The 18,169-nt window shown below is 44.6% G+C and carries 17 protein-coding genes; 7 read left to right on the forward strand and 10 right to left on the reverse strand.

Annotated elements, in window-relative coordinates:
* Positions 1 to 90 precede the first annotated feature (90 nt).
* The 4 genes from Q8K48_08850 to Q8K48_08865 all read right to left on the reverse strand — a co-directional run bounded on the left by Q8K48_08850 (position 91) and on the right by Q8K48_08865 (position 4,051).
* Entirely contained in the window at positions 91 to 468 is a 378-nt protein-coding gene (locus Q8K48_08850; protein MDP1852503.1) for a hypothetical protein, read from the reverse strand.
* A 191-nt stretch (positions 469 to 659) separates the two neighbouring features.
* Complete coding sequence (eno, locus tag Q8K48_08855; protein MDP1852504.1) at positions 660 to 1,937, reverse strand: phosphopyruvate hydratase; 1,278 nt, start codon at positions 1,935 to 1,937, stop codon at positions 660 to 662.
* Positions 1,934 to 2,917, reverse strand: coding sequence for an aminoglycoside phosphotransferase family protein (locus Q8K48_08860; GenBank protein ID MDP1852505.1), 984 nt, complete (start codon positions 2,915 to 2,917; stop codon positions 1,934 to 1,936). Before Q8K48_08860 ends, eno begins: the two co-directional genes overlap by 4 nt.
* Positions 2,918 to 2,947: 30 nt before the next feature.
* Entirely contained in the window at positions 2,948 to 4,051 is a 1,104-nt protein-coding gene (locus tag Q8K48_08865) for a mandelate racemase/muconate lactonizing enzyme family protein (GenBank protein ID MDP1852506.1), read from the reverse strand.
* 87 nt (positions 4,052 to 4,138) lie between these two features.
* Between Q8K48_08865 and Q8K48_08870 the strand changes: the two genes are divergently transcribed.
* Positions 4,139 to 5,104 (forward strand): NAD-dependent epimerase/dehydratase family protein, encoded by a 966-nt coding sequence (locus tag Q8K48_08870; protein MDP1852507.1) that lies wholly within the window; start codon positions 4,139 to 4,141, stop codon positions 5,102 to 5,104.
* A gap of 585 nt (positions 5,105 to 5,689) precedes the next feature.
* On the opposite strand, the gene Q8K48_08875 is transcribed toward Q8K48_08870, so the two are convergent.
* The 3 genes from Q8K48_08875 to Q8K48_08885 are packed head-to-tail and all read right to left on the reverse strand — an operon-like array spanning position 5,690 to position 8,957.
* Positions 5,690 to 6,694 (reverse strand): zinc-binding dehydrogenase, encoded by a 1,005-nt coding sequence (locus Q8K48_08875; protein ID MDP1852508.1) that lies wholly within the window; start codon positions 6,692 to 6,694, stop codon positions 5,690 to 5,692.
* A complete protein-coding gene (locus Q8K48_08880; GenBank protein MDP1852509.1) occupies positions 6,694 to 7,731 on the reverse strand; it encodes a phosphotransferase family protein in 1,038 nt (345 codons plus the stop codon). Before Q8K48_08880 ends, Q8K48_08875 begins: the two co-directional genes overlap by 1 nt.
* The gene (locus tag Q8K48_08885) at positions 7,728 to 8,957 is read right to left on the reverse strand and encodes an acyl-CoA dehydrogenase family protein (GenBank protein ID MDP1852510.1); all 1,230 of its coding nucleotides are present in this window, start codon (positions 8,955 to 8,957) and stop codon (positions 7,728 to 7,730) included. The genes Q8K48_08880 and Q8K48_08885 overlap by 4 nt, the downstream gene beginning before the upstream one ends.
* A 42-nt stretch (positions 8,958 to 8,999) precedes the next feature.
* On the opposite strand from Q8K48_08885, the gene Q8K48_08890 reads away from it, so the two are divergent.
* From Q8K48_08890 to Q8K48_08905, 4 genes are read left to right on the forward strand one after another with little or no spacing between them, the layout of a single operon-like run.
* Entirely contained in the window at positions 9,000 to 9,761 is a 762-nt protein-coding gene (locus Q8K48_08890) for an SDR family oxidoreductase (GenBank protein ID MDP1852511.1), read from the forward strand.
* A 25-nt stretch (positions 9,762 to 9,786) separates the two neighbouring features.
* Positions 9,787 to 10,659, forward strand: coding sequence for an ABC transporter substrate-binding protein (locus Q8K48_08895; protein ID MDP1852512.1), 873 nt, complete (start codon positions 9,787 to 9,789; stop codon positions 10,657 to 10,659).
* 36 nt (positions 10,660 to 10,695) lie between these two features.
* Positions 10,696 to 11,562, forward strand: coding sequence for an amino acid ABC transporter permease (locus tag Q8K48_08900; protein ID MDP1852513.1), 867 nt, complete (start codon positions 10,696 to 10,698; stop codon positions 11,560 to 11,562).
* Complete coding sequence (locus tag Q8K48_08905; GenBank protein MDP1852514.1) at positions 11,562 to 12,308, forward strand: amino acid ABC transporter ATP-binding protein; 747 nt, start codon at positions 11,562 to 11,564, stop codon at positions 12,306 to 12,308. The genes Q8K48_08900 and Q8K48_08905 overlap by 1 nt, the downstream gene beginning before the upstream one ends.
* Here Q8K48_08905 and Q8K48_08910 read toward each other — a convergent pair.
* Entirely contained in the window at positions 12,305 to 13,552 is a 1,248-nt protein-coding gene (locus Q8K48_08910) for a cytochrome P450 (protein MDP1852515.1), read from the reverse strand. The genes Q8K48_08905 and Q8K48_08910 overlap by 4 nt on opposite strands.
* 54 nt (positions 13,553 to 13,606) lie before the next feature.
* Here Q8K48_08910 and Q8K48_08915 point away from each other — a divergent pair, with 54 nt between their 5' ends.
* Positions 13,607 to 14,671, forward strand: coding sequence for an aminopeptidase P family N-terminal domain-containing protein (locus Q8K48_08915; GenBank protein MDP1852516.1), 1,065 nt, complete (start codon positions 13,607 to 13,609; stop codon positions 14,669 to 14,671).
* Positions 14,672 to 14,679: 8 nt separating this feature from the next.
* Here Q8K48_08915 and Q8K48_08920 read toward each other — a convergent pair whose 3' ends face one another.
* Both Q8K48_08920 and Q8K48_08925 read right to left on the reverse strand, forming a co-directional pair.
* On the reverse strand, positions 14,680 to 15,804 hold the full coding sequence (locus Q8K48_08920; protein MDP1852517.1) for an amidohydrolase family protein: 1,125 nt from the start codon (positions 15,802 to 15,804) through the stop codon (positions 14,680 to 14,682).
* Positions 15,794 to 16,588, reverse strand: a complete 795-nt coding sequence (locus Q8K48_08925) for a hypothetical protein (protein ID MDP1852518.1) — start codon at positions 16,586 to 16,588, stop codon at positions 15,794 to 15,796. Before Q8K48_08925 ends, Q8K48_08920 begins: the two co-directional genes overlap by 11 nt.
* A gap of 147 nt (positions 16,589 to 16,735) precedes the next feature.
* Here Q8K48_08925 and Q8K48_08930 point away from each other — a divergent pair, with 147 nt between their 5' ends.
* A complete protein-coding gene (locus Q8K48_08930) occupies positions 16,736 to 18,136 on the forward strand; it encodes a hypothetical protein (GenBank protein ID MDP1852519.1) in 1,401 nt (466 codons plus the stop codon).
* Positions 18,137 to 18,169: the final 33 nt, after the last annotated feature.

An 18,169-nucleotide genomic window follows, 5' to 3' on the forward strand; every position in this document is an offset into this window, starting at 1 on the left:
TAGGTTGCTTGAATCTGTAAGTAATTACAGATCTAGATGGATGGTGAACCGTTCACAAGAACGACAGGATCCGGCTTATAGGGCGGTTCTTTATGAGTGTTCCCCCACATGCTCGGGGTGCTGGTCCGTCGTTGGTTTTGCATCGCCCGTGCCACTTAGCTTTGGGCCAATGACGAAGGTTGAGAGCGAAAATAGCAGTGTAAAAATGAGTAGTCCGATAGCTGGGGCTCGCCAAGTTCCGAATCGTCGGTGCAGGCGCACTAACATCGGAATCGAAAAGAGAAAGCCCAGCGCACCAAAGAGGGCTGTTCCTCCCGATCCAGCAACGAGCGCAGTACCAGCCAGGAACCCGACGTGATGGAGAATGTGTGGAAGCAGACCCATTACCAAACCCATGGCTCCGACAAGTGAACCCCAAGTGGAGCGTACCCGATCTCGCCAAGTAAATTCCCTCTTAGTTTGCGCCATGGTGACCTCCAAGGTCTGTTCATATTGCCATTGATGTCTTAACTGATAATAGCTGAACTGTGATGTGAATATTGGGTAGCTCTGCTTTAATTTTATTGAAGAGTATATTGGTCTCTATTCAAAACCCGATCTTGCAATAACTTTGAATGACCAAGTCTGTACTTCAAATGTTGAAATTGGTCATTCACTACTCACATGGGCTTAAAAGGGTTCGAAAACTCAGTAACTTCAGTTGCTTCAAGCTCCAGCAGGCGATTCCATTTTGCGGTGCGCTCAGACCCATGTGTTGATCCGACTTTAATTTGACCTGCTCGCCATCCAGTTGCACAATCTGCTAACCACGCATCCTCAGTTTCTCCAGATCTAGCCGAGACGACAGCATTGAAACCCGCGGCCTGTGCTTCCTTCAATACCGAGTAGGTTGAGGTAATTAAACCATTTTGATTGGCTTTAATGAGAATTGCATTTGATGAATTCTCAACTATGGCTCGCTCTAGTCTTGCCGAATTGGTAGTTAAGAGATCATCGCCGACAATCTGTAATGATTTTGGTGCAGTTTGTGTGAACTCATGCCAGGCTTCCCAATCATCCTCTGCAAATGGATCTTCTATTGAAGTAATTGGAAATTCAGTGACAAGATTATGCACATACTTTACAAATTGCTCAGATTGATAGCTCTTTTGTGAGGTCCGTAAAAAGTATTGTCGGCCATTAAAGAACTGTGTGGCCGCAATATCGAGTGCGAGTCGAACTTGAGAATCAATAGAGAGTCCCACCATTTCAATCGCCTCAATGACAAAGTCGCAAGCCATTTCAATGGATTCAAAAGGAATTCCAAGCCCGCCCTCTGCGGCTACTAAGTGCGTTACTACTCCAGTCTCTGCTCCAAGTCTCGCTGCCATTTCGCGAACAGCCACAATCCAAGAGATTGCTTCTGTAAATGATTTCGCGCCGACTGGAATGATCAAGATATCTTGAATGTCTAAACTATGATTTGCGTGGGCTCCTCCTGAAAGAATATTTACCATCGGCATTGGAATCAATAATTTGCCTTCGGGCTGGAAATATCGGGCCAATGAAAGCTTTTCTGCATGTGCAGATGCAAGTGCTCCAGCTAAAGATACTGCCAGCGTTGCATTAGCCCCCAAAGTTGAATGATTTGGCGATGGATCTATGTCTTTAAGTGCACCATCGACGAAATCTAGGTTGATTTCGTTCCCGACAAGTTTTGGTGCAATGTGGTCATTAATGTTGTCAACTGCAGTGTAAACCGAATACGAACCATAAAATTTATTGGAGAGCGGAGAATCTCCATCACGTAATTCAATCGCCTCATGTTTTCCAGTGGATGCACCTGAGGGAACTCGAGCGGTATGAGTAGAACCATCTTCTAGTGAAATTGCTGCCGCTACAGTTGGCTTTCCGTGAGAGTCAAGCACTTGATAACTCTGTAACTTTGTAATCTTCATCTGGCACTCAATTCAAAGAGTTTTCTCGCATCGACCACATCTCTATTACGAAGAATATTTTTTGTAAACTTTTGCAACTTAACTTGAGCTGATTTATTTAGATAATCAACTGGTGATTTTCCTTCAACTCGCGCAAGTGCTATGAGCGCGGTATGGAGTGGAAGGCTTGAACTAATTGAATGGGAGGCCTCGTATTTACTTAAGAATTTGTCAGCAAGACTTGCAAGCTGTAAAGCCATCTGATCATTCTCTGCCCTGAAGAATTTGCAAAGTAAGTGTGAAACCAAGAATGCAAGATCAAAAATTGGATTTCCAACATGCATAACTTCAAAATCCAAGACATAAACTTGCTCGCCCGGCGTGACCATAATATTTTTGGGTGAAAAATCTCCATGAACAATTGTGCTGTTGTCTGACTTGAGTTCGTCAATCAAAGCGAAAATCGACTTTTGAAGATACGGATTTTTATCCCCGACAAATCTATAAAATGGGTCAACACGTAACTGTTCAAAAAGCGTATCCTCTTTAAATTTAGATTGGTACTTTGGATGCTCTGCACCAAAGTGATGCCATTCGGCAAGGGTTTTACCTAGAACTTCTGGCACCATTGGATTAAAAATGCCAGTTAATAAGTCAGATTTCCAAACACTACTTCCCAAAGGAAGACGCTCCATAATCAAGACAAATTCAATTGGATCAATGAATACTAGTTTTGGAACAACTGTTGGACTTATCTCATGAAAGAGTCGCAAAGCGTCGGCCTCAACAATTGCGCGACGTGGGTCGGCCTCCCACTTCTGAGCCACTTTTAACTCAGGCAAAGCCTGCTTTAACACTAAATCTTGGTACTTTGTGGTAATCGACAAGACAGTATTCGAAACTCCACCTGTCAAGATTTCCACGCGGGGATCCTCAGTAGAAGTAACTACGCCATGATCGATTAAGTAGTCGATTACGGTTGATTCATTCAGTAACTCCAAGGTCCTTCTTCTTCCTATTGAGTTTGATTCTTAGGATGAGTAACGCTCAATTGCTTGCCAATCCCATTGGATTCCAAAGCCCGGCTCTGTATTAAGGATAGCTTTCCCATTTCTAATTTCTATCGGATTAAGTAAAAGATGATGGAATAAATCGATTTCGTATCGGGGATCTAGGTACTCCAGTCCTCCAGGATAGAGATTTGGGGTGGCTGCGGCTAATTGGGAGTGAATTTCAGTGTGGATATGAGTAGCAAAAGTTTTACCCTTGCTATTGGCATACTCAACTGCTTTAAGAAATTCACTAACGCCGCCAATGACGAGTGCGTCTATGCGCAATACATCAACGTGATTATAGTAAAGCGCTTGCTCTGCCATCTTTGACGAAGCCAAAGACTCTCCAAAAGAGACCGGGACTCCAGTGGCTTCGCGTAAAGCGATGGCTGCCACACCCTCGGATTCAAGAAATGGGTCCTCTACAAATGAAATCCCAAACTCTTTTATAAGGTTCACTCGTGTAATTGCATTTTCTAAATTGCTGAGCGTCCTAAATGCATCAACTGCTATTAGAACAGAGTCCCCAACTTTTTCTCTTAGTACTTTTAAACGTTTCACATCGCGCTCTGGCGTCTCAGCACCGAAAACGATCTTAAATGAATTTATTCCGCGGCTAAGTGCGAAATCAATCTCTTCTTCAAGCCCGGCTTCGTCTTTGCCATAGTGATAGCCCACAACAGAATAAATTGGAAGTTCACTCAGTTGAGCCCCGAGCATGCTGGCGATACTTTTACCCAGCCGCTTTCCACCGATATCGTTAAGCGCAATATCTATCGCGCTCAGACCAGCTGTCAAGGTTCCATGTTCTGCAGATTGCCAATTGAAACCGAGCACTAATCTTCGGATTTCATGGGGGGATTCAGAAGTCTTCCCAATGATAACCGGCGTCATGACATCGTCGATGATTTTTGTGATTGGTAGACCTCGGCTATAGCAATAGCCAACTCCAGTGATCCCGTCTTCTGTCGTAATTCTTACAACCGAATAACTTCGATGGGTTATGAGAGCCGATCCAACTGATAGTGGTTGCGGAAGAGGGACTCGGGTTTCAAAAGTTTCTATTGAGTTGATTCTGTCCACAGTTGAAGATGCTATATGCTTGATTCTTTTTGGTCAACTGTTTACAATGGAAACTCGCGCAAGCATAATCAATGAAAAGGAAATCAAATGAGAGTGCTCCTCTTTGGCGGAACTAGATTTATGGGGCGTTATGTATTGAAAGCGCTGCTGGAAAATGGTGTGGATGTAACGATCGCTAATCGCGGCACACGTGAGGAAAATCTTGGAGCTACAAATGTAAAGTGTGACCGCTCGGAACCAGGCTCACTCAATCAATTTACAGATTCACACTTCGATGCAGTTATCGATTTTTCAGCTTATGCATCAGCCTGGGTTGAAGAGGCTGGAGAATTTTTCGCCAATAAAATTTCGAAATATATCTTTATTTCAACCGGTGCTGTTTATACCGCTAGTAATATTTTTCCAATTACCGAAGATTTCCCAAAAGGGCCACCACATCTTTTTGCAGATTATGCGCGAGAAAAGATTCGTTCCGAGTCTCTACTTATTGAATTTAGTAAGAAAGGGTATTTTCAGACGACTTCTTGTCGATTGCCATTTGTATTGGGACCGGATAATTATGAAGATCGCGAATCATTTGTATTCAGTCGATTATTGAACGGGGATCCAATTTATTTGGCAAACGGCGGGAAATCAATACACTCATTTATATTTGCAGGTGATGTCGCCGCAGCAATAGTCTCGATTTTGAAGGCCGACGAAAGTGTGGATGGTGAAGCTTTCAATATTGCGATTCCACAGACGATTACAAGTCGAGGATTTGTAGACATTGCCGGCAAAATTTCCGGCAAAACGCCGAATGTCATTTCATACGTTCCTGAAGATTTTAGAATTGATACCTCAAATTTTGATTTGCGAAATGTTGCTTTTCCATTTCCCGAAAACAACGCATTTCTTAGTTCTGAAAAGATTAAATCAGTACTTGGATTTATTCCGAAGCTCTCGCTAGAGGAGATGCTATCCACGTACCATAAGTGGTGGTTGGATAAATCGGATCTTAACCCAAAAGAGTACCCACTTGAGAATCGAATTAAAGAAGAACTTAATGGTTAGTCAATAAGTTGCAAAATTAGTGGGGCTAACCACCCAGAAGCAGATCTACAATGTTATTTTCTAAAGCGATTTCAACGATAAATTGGATTTAGAATCTGACTTTGAATCGGGTTTTCCATTGACCTTTACATCGGACTTCACATTCTTCTTTTCATTGCCACTGTTTTCTGGCTTTTTTATCTGTGAATCAGTTTTGGCGTACTTGGCTTAGCTTCGTTACTTGGCTTAGCTTCAGCCGATTTGCTCTCTGTTGGTTTGGATGCTGGAACAGGTTTAATCTCCGCAGGAGTAGTGTTGGCAGGCTCCTCCTTTTTAGGATTCTCACTACTCGTAGGAGGGGTAGGTTTGTCTGAAGCACCCGAAGCAAAACTTGGTGCTATTAATCCAAGGGATGGGCAACACAGACTTACTAAAAGCCTGAGAACTACCTTTTTCCTGATCAACTCGAACTCCCCTTTGCAGGGCTTAGCCACTAACTTGTCATAGACGTGGAGCTCTATAAAACTCAAGAAATAAACATCAAATTCTCTTTAAAATTTCCTCTCATAAGGCTCAATCTTTTGAAATTTAAAGGTCTTTATGGGCTTATGGATTAAGAATAATTCGAATCGGATTATCAGTCTTATTTTCCAATTGTTTCAGAGCTAATCCTGCCTCTTCTAGAGAGAAAATTGAAGAAATGGAGGCGGAGAGATCGAGTTTGCCCTCCTTCAAAAGTGCGACTAACTCTGCGGTGTGATGTGGCTCAGAGCCGTAGTGTCCTAAAATTTGATTTCGCTTATACACAAATGCCATGTCATTCGGAATCACTACCGCCTCATTGGCGATTCCAATTATGACTAAACGTCCCCCTTCGGCTAATAGTGGCAACGCTTGAATTCGAACTGCACCCACACCGGCGAAATCAAAAGCGGCATTGACCCCTCGACCATTAGTTGCCGCACGGATTTGCTTAGAAAATTCGCCATCACTTGGATCTAAAGCAAGATCTGCACCGATCAGTAATGCGCGCTCACGTGCAAGTGGCAGTGGATCAACCGCGATTATTGGAGTTGAGCCAATTATTTTTAAGAGTTGAACCGCGTGAATCCCAAGTCCGCCGAGACCGAACACCATGCTTGATTCACCTGATTCAACTTTAGCCGTCTGAGTGATTGCAGCCCATGGTGTTGATACTGCATCGGGAATTATGCAGGCCTGTTCAAAACTTAACTCATCATGTATAGCAACTAACGTAATCACATCCGCGATCATGAATTCAGCAAAACCGCCATCAAAATCAAATCCTTGAGTTCGGACGCGACCTTTTGCATCTCTAATGCCTGCACAAACAATTACTCGATTCCCAATCTTCCAGTCCGAAACATCTGAGCCTAAAGATTCAATTACGCCGGCAACTTCATGTCCCATAGTTACTTCGTCGCCCTCTAAATACCCTGGCGAGAGTGTCGAATCAAGCAAGTGAACATCGGAAAGACATACACCAGCTGCCTCAACTTTAATTCGAACCTGTTGTGGACCAGGCAGCGGAATTGGAAAATCGACGATTTGGAACTCTCTGGTACTTATTTTTATTCGTCCGGCGCGCATCAAATCATCCTCATCGTTCGATTAATCATAATGTTCACCGCATCACCAAAGCCCGCGAAGGCCGGATTAGATGTCTGACCTGCAAAATATCGCGCCCAGATCTGTTGCAAAATCACGGTTAACCTGAAAATTCCAAAGACTTCGTAAAAAGTAAAGTCATCACATCTCCACTGCGTCTTTTTAAGATATCTGGAAATGAACTCTTGTCGTGTTGGCATTCCGGGCAGATGAGTTGGTTGTCTGCGCAGTGCTACAAATTCAGGCTCATCATTGCGATCGATCCAGTAAGCCATGGATGAACCTAAATCCATTAGAGGGTCGCCAACCGTTGCTAACTCCCAATCGAGGGCACCAACTAGTTGTGGTCTATTGTCTAGATTCAGAACTAAATTATCTAATCTCCAATCGCCATGAATAACACAGGATGCAACGTCGTCGGGTTGATTCTCATCCAGCCACCTCATGAGAACTTCAGCATCTGCAACATCAGGAGTTCGCGCAGCTCTATATCTTCTAGACCAGCCCTCCACTTGGCGTCCAACATAACCAGGACCTCTACTCAATTGTGCAAGCGGGGCAGAATCTACATTGTGAAGTGAAACTAAGCCATCTATAACTAAATCTCCGATATGAGTTATATTGTCAAGAGTTAGAGATAAATCTTTGGGCAGATCTCGTCTCAAGATTACCCCTTCAATCTTTTTCATTACATAAAAGTCGGATCCGATAATTGAAAGATCTTGACAAAGGGCGACAACTTTTGGAACTAGTGGAAAATCCGGAAGTAAAGCCTTTTGAATTGTGAATTCACGTTTCATATCATGAGCTGAAGCGGCCTTAGTTCCTACCGGGGGACGCCGCAGAATAAGTTCTTGATCCCTATATGTAAGAAGATACGTTAAATTGGATGCACCTGCACCAAATTGTTGAACTCGTGGAATCTCTGATGGCACGTCAGCGCTTTTCTGTAACCATTCATGAACTGCAGCGACATCAAAGGCATCTTCGCTGCGCACTTCTCCAAGTTCAAAACTCATTTTCTAGAGCTGGGCTGGCTTTTCAGTTCAATTCGCGCAATATCTCGAAGGTGCACTTCATCTGGCCCATCGACTATTCGAAGGGTGCGAATTCCGGCAAACATCGCAGCCAGAGGCGTATCTTGGCTGACACCGGCAGCCCCATGAGTTTGAATCGCATGATCGATTATTCGTTCAGCCATTCTTGGTACGACAACCTTGATAGCGGCAATTTCTCTTCGTGCAGCTTTTGCTCCAACAGTATCGATTAGCCACGCCGTCTTTAGTACAAGTAGTCGCGCCTGTTCAATATCGATTCGTGCATTGGCAATCCACTCTTGAATAACGCCTTGCTGATTCAATCCCTTTCCAAAAGCTGTTCTCTCAGCTGAGCGGCTAACCATTAGAGATAAAGCCCTTTCGGCCATTCCAATGGCACGCATGCAGTGGTGTACCCGACCCGGACCTAAACGGGCTTGTGCGATTTCAAAGCCAGATCCCGCTTCACCTATTAAATTAGCAACTGGAACTTTTACATTTTCAAAGAGAATTTCGGCATGACCATGTTGATCCTCATAACCAAAGACTGTCAAATTTCTTACGATACTTAATCCAGGTGTATCCATCGGCACTAGCACCATTGATTGGCGTCGGTAACTTTCAGCATCTGGATTAGTGATACCCATAACTATTAACACTTGACAACGTGGATCCATTGCACCTGTTGTCCACCATTTGCGACCGTTGATAACGAACTCGTCGCCGATACGATTGATTGAAGTAGAAATATTGCTAGCATCACTTGATGCAACATCGGGCTCGGTCATTGCAAAACCAGAACGGATTTCACCCCGCAATAGCGGCTCCAGCCATTGATGTTTTTGTTCTTCGTTACCGAAGAGGTGCAAGACCTCCATATTTCCAGTATCAGGGGCGGCGCAGTTAAGCGCTTCAGGTGCGATCTCCGGAGACCAGCCAGTAATTTCGGCTAACGCCGCATAATCGGTAACGGTTAGACCGTGCGCAGGTTCATGTGAATCTGGCAGAAATAAATTCCATAGCCCTTTTGCTCTGGCATATTCCTTCAACTCCTCAATTACTGCAGGTAAGACATGAGGGTGACCAGATATTTTTAGCACTTCGCGTTGCCGGTGATAAATCGGTTCAGATGGCAGAACTTTTTGTTCCATGAAAGTGCGTAGGCGCTCAAGGTATTCCTCAGCCTTTAAACTGTTACTAAACTCCATGGTAGTACCGTACGCATAGTGCACTAAAAAGGGGAGAGCCTCATGAATGTTTTAGATACTTTTCGACTTGACGGCAAAGTGGCCGTTGTCACAGGTGCCTCTTCGGGATTAGGCGTTGCATTTGCGCAAGCTTTAGCCCAAGCTGGAGCAGATCTTGTGTTAGGTGCACGTAGAGTCGAACGGTTGCCAGAAACAGGTGCACTCGTTGAAGCTGAAAATAGAAATTTCGTTGCGCTAAAAACAGATGTAACAATGCCGGATAATTGCACAGCACTCATTGCACTAGCAATCGAACGTTTTGGCAGAGTGGATATATTGGTTAATAACGCTGGAGTAGGAACTGCTGTCCCTGCAACTTCTGAAACTCCCGAACAGTTTCGAAATGTCATCGATGTAAATTTGATGGGTTCATATTGGATGGCACAAGCCTTTGCACGCGCAGCAAAAAGCGGTGGGGCAATAGTTAATATCTCGAGCATTCTTGGAATGCGCCCTGGAGGTTTGCCCCAAGCCGCCTATGCATCCAGTAAAGCGGGAGTAATTGGATTGACTCGTGATCTAGCGGCGCAGTGGACGGCCAGAAAAGGAATTCGAGTCAATGCACTGGCGCCTGGATTTTTCCCATCTGAGATGACTGATCAGGTGCCAGAAGTATCGATTGAAATGGTACGAACACTGACGGCGGCCCAACGAATTGGGCGGGTCGAAGAGTTAGCCTCCACCCTTATTTGGCTAGTAAGTGATGCCTCCTCGTATGTTTCAGGTGTGACGGTGCCGGTTGATGGCGGCTTTGTGATGCCTTAACCTTTACCTTTATCCTTTTATCCTGATGGCTACGAAAATTGGAGATACCGTGAAAAAACGTTTTGGATTGTTATCAGTTGCAGTTATTTCAACAGCATTAATTCTTTCAGGCTGCGCCACGAGTGATTCAGCAACATCGGAAGAGGCGGCATCGTGTGCCAAGGCAGATCTTGCGACTATTGAGCCAGGCAAGTTAACAATAGCTACAGGTGAACCTGCTTACTACCCATGGATTATTGACGATGCACCAGAGACTGGAAATGGTTTTGAAGGCGCAGTGGCGTATGCAGTTGCAAAACAACTCGGATTTACTAATGATGAAGTTGTCTGGGTCCGTACTACATTTGATAGTGCAGTAACACCAGGGGAAAAGAATTTTGACTTCAATCTACAACAGTTCTCTATCACCGCTGAACGGTCAGCAGCAGTTGATTTTTCATCACCGTACTACACAGCTCCACAGGCAATCGTCTCTTTCAAAGGTAGTAAAATTGAAGGTAAAACTTCTATAGCTGAGTTGAAGGATGCAAAGCTTGGTGCAGCCGTAGGCACAACATCTCTAGATGCAATTCAAAACCAAATCGGGATTAAGCCAGAGGTATTTAATGACAATGCAGCCGGCGTATCAGCACTTAAAAATGGGCAGATTGATGGTTTAGTCGTGGATCTTCCAACGGCTTTCTACCTATCCGGAGTTGAAGTAACAAATGGACTAATTGTTGGACAGCTGCCTTCATCAGGTGCCGGCGATCAATTTGGTCTCTTGATGTCAAAGGGAAGTGCGTTGACAGCATGTGTCTCTGCCGCCGTTGATGCGATTACAGCCGATGGAACTTTGGCTGCGATCACGGATAAATGGCTCGCAACTGATGCTGGTGCGCCAGTACTAAAGCCTTAATAGAAAGAATGAAGTAGACGCGGTAGCTTGGCGACCATGAGCGAGCGAGTTAACTCGGCGTGGTCGCCAAGCTCACGTGAGACAGAACGTGCAATTGCCCGGAAGCGAATTGCCCGCAAACAGCGTTTAATTGCCGCGATTTCCTCGATTTTCGTAATCGGAACACTCATTGCAATCGTGGTTTCTTCACCGGGCTGGAAAGTAGTTAAAAAAACTTTTTTTGATATCGAATATGGGCGCGAAGTTCTTCCAACTGTCATCGCCGGTCTTTGGATTAACCTGCAGTTAACTTTTATCGGTGGCGCTTGTATCGGTGTAATAGCCCTAGGCCTAGCACTAATGCGAACAACGAAATCCCCAGCACTTACACCTTTTAGATTTCTTGCCACGGCATATGTAGATATCTTCCGCGGAGCCCCGCTCATTTTGATCATTTTGCTCGTTGGATTTGGGGTACCGGCGCTACGACTAACGGGTATATCAAGCAACGTAATTTTCCTGGGCACCGTAGCAGTTGTACTTACTTATTCTGCCTATGTTGCTGAAGTTATTCGTAGTGGAATTCTCTCAATTCACCCAAGCCAAAGAGCTGCAGCCAGGTCACTAGGCCTGACATCGGGACAGACCATGCGATACGTGGTTTTACCGCAAGCGATTCGCAGAGTTGTGCCACCCTTACTCAATGACTTCGTTTCATTATTGAAAGATACAGGTCTAGTGTCAATCTTAGGAGTTACCGATGCAGTACGCGCTGCACAAATTAATTCAAGTCGAACATTTAACTACACACCTTATGTAGTTGCCGCAATTCTTTTTCTCCTAATTACAATTCCTATGACGCGCTATACCGATCGCGCGATTCGCCAGCGAACTAATGCACAGAATTCAGAAGGTGCAATCTGATGAGTAACGTTTTAGAACTGATTGATATTCGCAAATCTTTCGGAGAGGAATTAGTTCTCAACCACCTTTCTCTTTCAGTGCCAGAACACACTGCGACAGTTTTAATAGGTGCCTCGGGATCAGGTAAATCAACGCTTCTTCGCTGTATAAATCTCCTTGAATCCATTGATGATGGACGGATTCTCTTAGATGGCGATGAAATATCTGACCCACTAATAAATGTAGATGCCGTGCGTCGCAAACTTGGAATGGTCTTTCAATCTTTTAATTTATTTCCACATAAAACAGTCTTAGAAAATATTACGTTGGCACCGATTAAAGTTCAGGGTAAGAAAAAAGAAGAGGCGATTGAAGCTGCACAAAAGCTTCTCAAACGCTTTGATTTAGCTGACAAGGCCGATCAATACCCAGATCGTTTGAGCGGGGGACAGCAGCAACGTGTTGCAATCATTCGTTCTTTGGCTTGCAATCCACGTCTACTTTTGTTGGATGAGATTACTTCGGCCCTGGACCCAGTCTTGGTGAATGAAGTTTTAAGCATAGTCCGTGATTTAAAGAGCGACGGAATGACAATGGTCTTAGCAACACATGAGATGGGATTTGCTACCCAAGTTGCCGATGAAGTTTGCTTCCTAGAATCTGGAGACATTCTCGAACGTGGCAGTGCCCAAGAGGTTTTGCACGATCCTAAAAATCTTAAAACTAAGGAGTTTTTAAAGCGAGTTCACGAAGCTGGCCGCCTTTAAAGTTTTACAGGCAGTGAGATTAATCCCCGCAATGCGACATCTTTTCGCCAAGATAATTCAATCGTCGGATCTTTCAATGCAATATTAGGAAACCTAAGCAGAATCTCTTTTATTATCTCTTGACCTTCAATACGAGCAAGAGGTGCTCCTAAACAAACGTGGACTCCTCGTCCAAAAGCTAAGTGTTTTCTGGTGTCGCGTCGTATATCAAATCGATCTGGATTTTCAAATACGCTCTCATCTCGATTGGCCGATGAAAGCATTGGAAGTACCAATTCACCTTGAGGAATCGTTATGCCTCCAACATCCATGTGCCGCTTTGTAATCCTCCATGAGCGAGGTACCGAACCGTCAAACCTAGCCATCTCATCAATAGCCGCAGGAATTAAACTAGGTTCAAGCTGAAGCAAGTTGAGTGATTCAGGTTGATTTAGAAGCGCTAACATCCCATTTCCAAGTAGGTGAGTTGTAGTTTCATGGCCGGCAACAAAGAGAGTAACAACAGTTGAAACTAATTCTGATTCACTCAATGAGTCGCTGTGAACCTCAGCATTGACTAAGCCCGACAAGACATCAACTGTTGGATCCAGATCCCCACTTTTACTCAGCAATCTACGCTCACCCGCGAGCTTGATCACGAACTCTCGTATTTCGTGAAGCATTTCTTCGGCAAAAATCGCTTTCTGCGGGTCAATATTGCCCCCTTTTTCATACAAGCCATTAATTGCCCCTGCCCAACGAATCAAGTGTGGGATATCGCTCTCACTTGATCCGAGCAAACGGCCTACCACTAATGCAGGAACTGGAGTAAATAAATCGGAAATTAAATCAACGTCGCCTCTCAATTCTTTGAGAATTCTGGTTACAACTTCGTGCGTAATTGGTCGCATATTTTCTGAGATTTTGGGAGTGAAGGCTTGAGCCAAAATTCCCCGTAAACGCTTATGTTCTGGGGCATCAGTATGGGCGAGACCGGTGGCAAAATGAGAGTGGAGCATAGGCAGACGCTCTTGAACAGCGGGTTCTAGTTTACTCAAAAGGTGAAGAACGCGTCCTTTACTTGAGTAATCTTCGTGGTTGTGCAAAATCTCTGAGACATGTGCGTATCGAGTGATTATCCATCCACCAAGAGTTGGGCTATAAAAAACTGGCGCTGATTTACGAAGTTCACCAAAGAGAGGATATGGATTTGAAAAATATGAACCGTCAGTAATAGCGTTTTTTAGTAAATCTTCGCCCACCATGTTTTGGCTCCTTCATGAACGCTCCATTGGCAATTCTTAAGTAAGATTGTAACCATGAACGCAATTAATGAACGCATTCAGCCAATCCGCGAGTTGATGAAGAAAAAGGGGCTAGACGCTTTTGTTGTACGCCGAAATCCAAATCTAGCATGGGCGATTGCAGGTCGTGCTCATGTCCCATCCACAATTGATGCAGCATGTTTTGATCTCATTGTGACTTTGGATTCAGTTATAGCGGTCACTAATTCAATCGAAGCGCCGCGTTTAGTGGCAGAAGAGTTTCCGGCTGGGCTGGAAGTAAAGATTATTAACTGGTGGGAAGGTCGAGACTCTCTTCTACCAAGAGGCGACATGGTTGGTTCTGATCAAGCAGGTGCCGGACGTATTGATTTGAGTTTGGAAGTTGAAGTAATACGTTCCTCGCTGATTGAATCTGATGTTGCACGTTTTAAAGAGATCTGCGTTGATGCAGCTTCGGCATTGGGAGCTGCAATGAAGGAAGTTAAAAGTTCAGATCGCGAAATTGATGTAGCAGGATTGATTTCTAAATCATTATGGGAGTCTGATTTAGAGATTGCTTTTCTAGGTGTCGCAGGTGAGTCACGAGTGAAGAGATTTAGACACCCACTCCCGACTAGTGAATTAGTCGGCTCGCGTGTGGTGGCATCAATTTGTGCCAAACGAAAAGGGTTAATTGCATCGCTTACTCGGATAGTCACTTTTGGTGAATTATCTGAACCTGAAATCAACTCATATTTCTCACTTTTACAGGTTGAAGCCGCGCTTTTTGATGCAACAAACGTTGGGAGTGCATTTAGCGAGCCAGTAAAGGCAGCCGTTACCGCCTATCCTGCCAATGGATTTGATGCCGATGAGTGGACTCACCACCATCAAGGAGGACCTACGGGATATCTACCCAGAGATTGGCCGGCCACCACAACGACAACTCGATTGATCGCCGAACACCAACCAATTGCCTGGAATCCAACGGGTCAGGGGTGGAAAGTAGAAGATACGCTTCTAACAACAACATCTGGAGTCAAAATCCTCTCAATCGATCCCAATTGGCCCATGCGAATGGTCCAGGGTAGAAATCGTCCGAACCTGCTTCGTAAATAGCCTGTCTTTTATTTAACTTGAACGCCTTTAATTAAAACTGCTTCAATCTCATGATTAAAATTAACTACAACAATATTAGCAAGTTTTCCAGTTGCTAAAACTCCGACTTCTGGCAAATGATATTTCACTGCCGCATTGCCTGCGAAGAACTTAGCAGCTTCCACGTAACTAACGTCAAAGTTTTGCATGAGAAACTTAAATGCCCTATCCATAGTCAATGTACTTCCGGCTAAGAGTTCACTGTTCTTAATTTTAGCTACTCCATTTTTTACAATCACCGCGATATTTCCAAGTTGAATTTCCCCGTCGACAGACCCAGCAGCTGAAATTGCATCAGTGACAGCGATTAATTTTTTCCGAGCAGTATCTAATAGGAGTTGGATTGCCTCTGGAATAATATGCGTCCCATCTAAGATAAATTCAAGGAAAACATCTTTGTCATATAGAGCTTCTAGAGCCAGACTTGAAACACGGTGGCTTAATGGGCGCATTGCACTATAAAAGTGAGTGATAATTGAAGCACCACAATCAATGGCTTCACGTGTTATTTTTGCATCTGCATCAGTATGACCCAATGCAACGACAACCCCAAGGGATTTTAGCAATTTTATTGCATCGAGAGCCCCTTCAATCTCAGGCGCAATGGTCACAGAAATAATTGTGTTATTTGAATTAAAAATTAGTTCTTCAATCTCACTTTTATCTGGTTTCCGCAAAGCCGATATATCGTGTGCACCACAAAATTTTTCAGATAGCCAAGGGCCTTCCAAATGTATGCCTGCTACCGTCAAAAAAGGAATGATTGAACCAAGCCGACCAACTTGCTCTAAGAGAATCGACGGTTCCTGTGTGACGAGGGAGGCAAAGAGTGTAGTAGTGCCTTTTTGCAAGTGAAACTCGGCAATAGATTCAAGGTTTATAACGTCGGTATCAGAGAAGAAGAACCCATTACCTCCATGGCAGTGAGTATCTATAAACCCAGGAAGCGCAACACCATCAATGACCAGATCACGAGTACTTGGCTCCACAGCGCATTGAATCTCAGTTATCTTGCCCTCATCCACAACAACACGAACGCTCTTTTCGAGATTTTCTCCTATGACTGCCGTTGGAAACCAATATTTAGTTAACATTCAGAGCCTTAGCTGCACTTAATTCATCAGCAAGCACAATGGTATCTGGATGCGATTGAAGTAAAGTGATCGGATAACTCACACTCAAAGGCCCTTTAACAAATTGATAAATTGCTTCATTTTGGCGAATACCACCATCGCAATATAAGCGAACTTTTTTTGAAGAGAGAATTAAATCCATCCCAATCGTTACTGCTAATGTAGGAAAATCTGAGAAATTTCCTCCGGCAGATCGCAGAGCATTTATCACAAAAGTTTCTGGAGTAAGTGATACAACTCTTGTTTTGGAGTTAGCAAACTCTTCAATAGAAATCGCGCCATATTTTGAAACGGGGGGTTCATTAAATGCAATGTGTCCATTTACGCCGACTCCTCCATAACAGACATCAACTCCACCTAAATTATTAAAAAAACGTTCCGTCCGATCGATATCGAATGGGTCGGGAACCACCCATTGTGCCTCACTAGGCCGTAATTCAATATCTAACGAGTTTAGAAATACTTCAAACGAGCCTTTAAAACTTAACGAGTGGCTTGTCGGAAGTGGTCGACCTTGCCAGTCCAAGTACTCATCCATGAGGGAGATAAAAACTCCTTGAAACGAAATCCTTTCGCTGTTGCATATTGCTGCTAAGAGTGGGTAGTGAGCAACTGGCCCAACTGGGAATATCAGCTTTAGCTCCCGCCCATCTCGATGTGCTTGTTTGATTTCATCGGCTATTTCTCGGGCAAAACTGGCATAAACATCCTGTGGTTCAGGAACAACTACTAACCGTGCCTTCACACATTTCACCTTTCATGGCCATTAACGAGCAGGAGCGTGGCTAGCCCCGGGCTTAAGTAACAGTTTGATAAAGGTACCCAAATACAATTGACTTGGATAGGCTAAAGGTGGCACCCTCCTCCAAGAGGTCTTACCACTGGAGGTTAAATGAGCACCGTTGCTCTCGTTGCATTAGCGCGACCTACCTTTGATCTCACGTGCGCACAGGCTAATTTCGATAGCGCGAGGTCATTACTTCTCGAACTCGGTGCGCAAGTGGTCGGACCAGCAGAGCTCGTAATGACCCCTGAGGATGTTGCTGCAGTCACACTTCCTCCAGCCGATCTACATATTCTATTTATGGCCTCATTTTCAGATGCATCACCAGCCGTTGAACTTCTCGGAAAAGTTAAAGGCCCGATTCTTGGCTGGTCAATGCGAGAGCCTGGAGCCGTGGGAGAGCGGCTGAAACTCAATTCAATGTGCGGAGTCAATCTTGCCGCACACGCTTTGATGAATGTTGGTCAATCGATGCGACATATTCATGGAAATGCAGATGAGCCTGACGTGCGCAGCGCGATCAAAGCAGCGCTCGCAGGAGAGCTACCAACTGCAGATGCTCCAAAGATTGTCTCTGGAGAATTTGCAACAGATGCCGTAGTTGATGCTGCATTTGCATGGCTTAAAGGAAAAAAGATTGGAGCGGTAGGTGAGGCTCCCAATGGCTTCACGCCATGCGTTTTTGATGGTCCACAACTGCAGAAACTCTTCGGTCTTGATGTTCGACAGATAACAATTGATGATGCTTTTGGAAGAATTTCTGAGGTAAGTGAAGATGCACGCGAACTTGCATACGCAAATGCAGTCTCCGCACAACCATCACTTTCATCTGTCAATGTGATAGAGGCAAAGAAAGTTTATGGAGTCGAAGTTGCGTTAGATAACTGGCGAGTTGCAGAGTCATTAGATGCAATTGCAATTAGATGCTGGCCAGAGTTTCCTACAGATTTAGGTGCTTGCATTTGCTCATCCCTCGGTCGATTATCTGATCGCGGCACTGTTACAACGTGCGAACGCGATGTGCTTGGAGCCGTCACGATGATGGTCTGCGAATCTCTGGGTTCGGATGAAAATTATTTAGTTGACATAGTGGACCTTGATGCCTCTCAAAATTTAGTACGTTTGTGGCACTGTGGATCCGCAGCCACAAAACTCGCAGCTGACCCAATGAATGCAACACAAACAACCCACTGCAACCGCAAACTAGGCGTTGCAGGTAACTTTCCGCTCAAGACCGGACCAGTAACACTGTTTCGAATTGATCGGGATGTAGATCCGAGCAACCGCACGGGTTTACGAATGGTTGTGAGCCGAGGGGAATCAATCCCTGCTCCCAATCACTTCCAAGGCAATACAGCCACGGTCGTCACTCAACCCGACGCCGCAGCTTTAGTAAATGGAATAGTCACTGGTGGATACCCACATCACTTGGTAATCTCGTGGATCGATGTGCGTCCGGGTATTCGGCAGATGGCAAAGAAGTTAGGGATCCCCCTCACAGAATGGTAAATCAACCCACAAACCCTCGAAAGCAAGGACAAC

Origin of the sequence: Candidatus Planktophila sp., assembly GCA_030681675.1 — a bacterium.
Taxonomy (GTDB): domain Bacteria; phylum Actinomycetota; class Actinomycetes; order Nanopelagicales; family Nanopelagicaceae; genus Planktophila.

Excerpts from the sequence above, each read along its gene's own strand:
- Q8K48_08850 (MDP1852503.1), bottom strand. The coding sequence starts at position 468 with ATGGCGCAAACTAAGAGGGAATTTACTTGGCGAGATCGGGTACGCTCC.
- eno (MDP1852504.1), bottom strand. The coding sequence starts at position 1,937 with ATGAAGATTACAAAGTTACAGAGTTATCAAGTGCTTGACTCTCACGGA.
- Q8K48_08870 (MDP1852507.1), top strand. The coding sequence starts at position 4,139 with ATGAGAGTGCTCCTCTTTGGCGGAACTAGATTTATGGGGCGTTATGTA.
- Q8K48_08875 (MDP1852508.1), bottom strand. The coding sequence starts at position 6,694 with ATGCGCGCCGGACGAATAAAAATAAGTACCAGAGAGTTCCAAATCGTC.
- Q8K48_08880 (MDP1852509.1), bottom strand. The coding sequence starts at position 7,731 with ATGAGTTTTGAACTTGGAGAAGTGCGCAGCGAAGATGCCTTTGATGTC.
- Q8K48_08885 (MDP1852510.1), bottom strand. The coding sequence starts at position 8,957 with ATGGAGTTTAGTAACAGTTTAAAGGCTGAGGAATACCTTGAGCGCCTA.
- Q8K48_08890 (MDP1852511.1), top strand. The coding sequence starts at position 9,000 with ATGAATGTTTTAGATACTTTTCGACTTGACGGCAAAGTGGCCGTTGTC.
- Q8K48_08895 (MDP1852512.1), top strand. The coding sequence starts at position 9,787 with ATGGCTACGAAAATTGGAGATACCGTGAAAAAACGTTTTGGATTGTTA.
- Q8K48_08900 (MDP1852513.1), top strand. The coding sequence starts at position 10,696 with ATGAGCGAGCGAGTTAACTCGGCGTGGTCGCCAAGCTCACGTGAGACA.
- Q8K48_08905 (MDP1852514.1), top strand. The coding sequence starts at position 11,562 with ATGAGTAACGTTTTAGAACTGATTGATATTCGCAAATCTTTCGGAGAG.
- Q8K48_08910 (MDP1852515.1), bottom strand. The coding sequence starts at position 13,552 with ATGGTGGGCGAAGATTTACTAAAAAACGCTATTACTGACGGTTCATAT.
- Q8K48_08915 (MDP1852516.1), top strand. The coding sequence starts at position 13,607 with ATGAACGCAATTAATGAACGCATTCAGCCAATCCGCGAGTTGATGAAG.
- Q8K48_08920 (MDP1852517.1), bottom strand. The coding sequence starts at position 15,804 with ATGTTAACTAAATATTGGTTTCCAACGGCAGTCATAGGAGAAAATCTC.
- Q8K48_08930 (MDP1852519.1), top strand. The coding sequence starts at position 16,736 with ATGAGCACCGTTGCTCTCGTTGCATTAGCGCGACCTACCTTTGATCTC.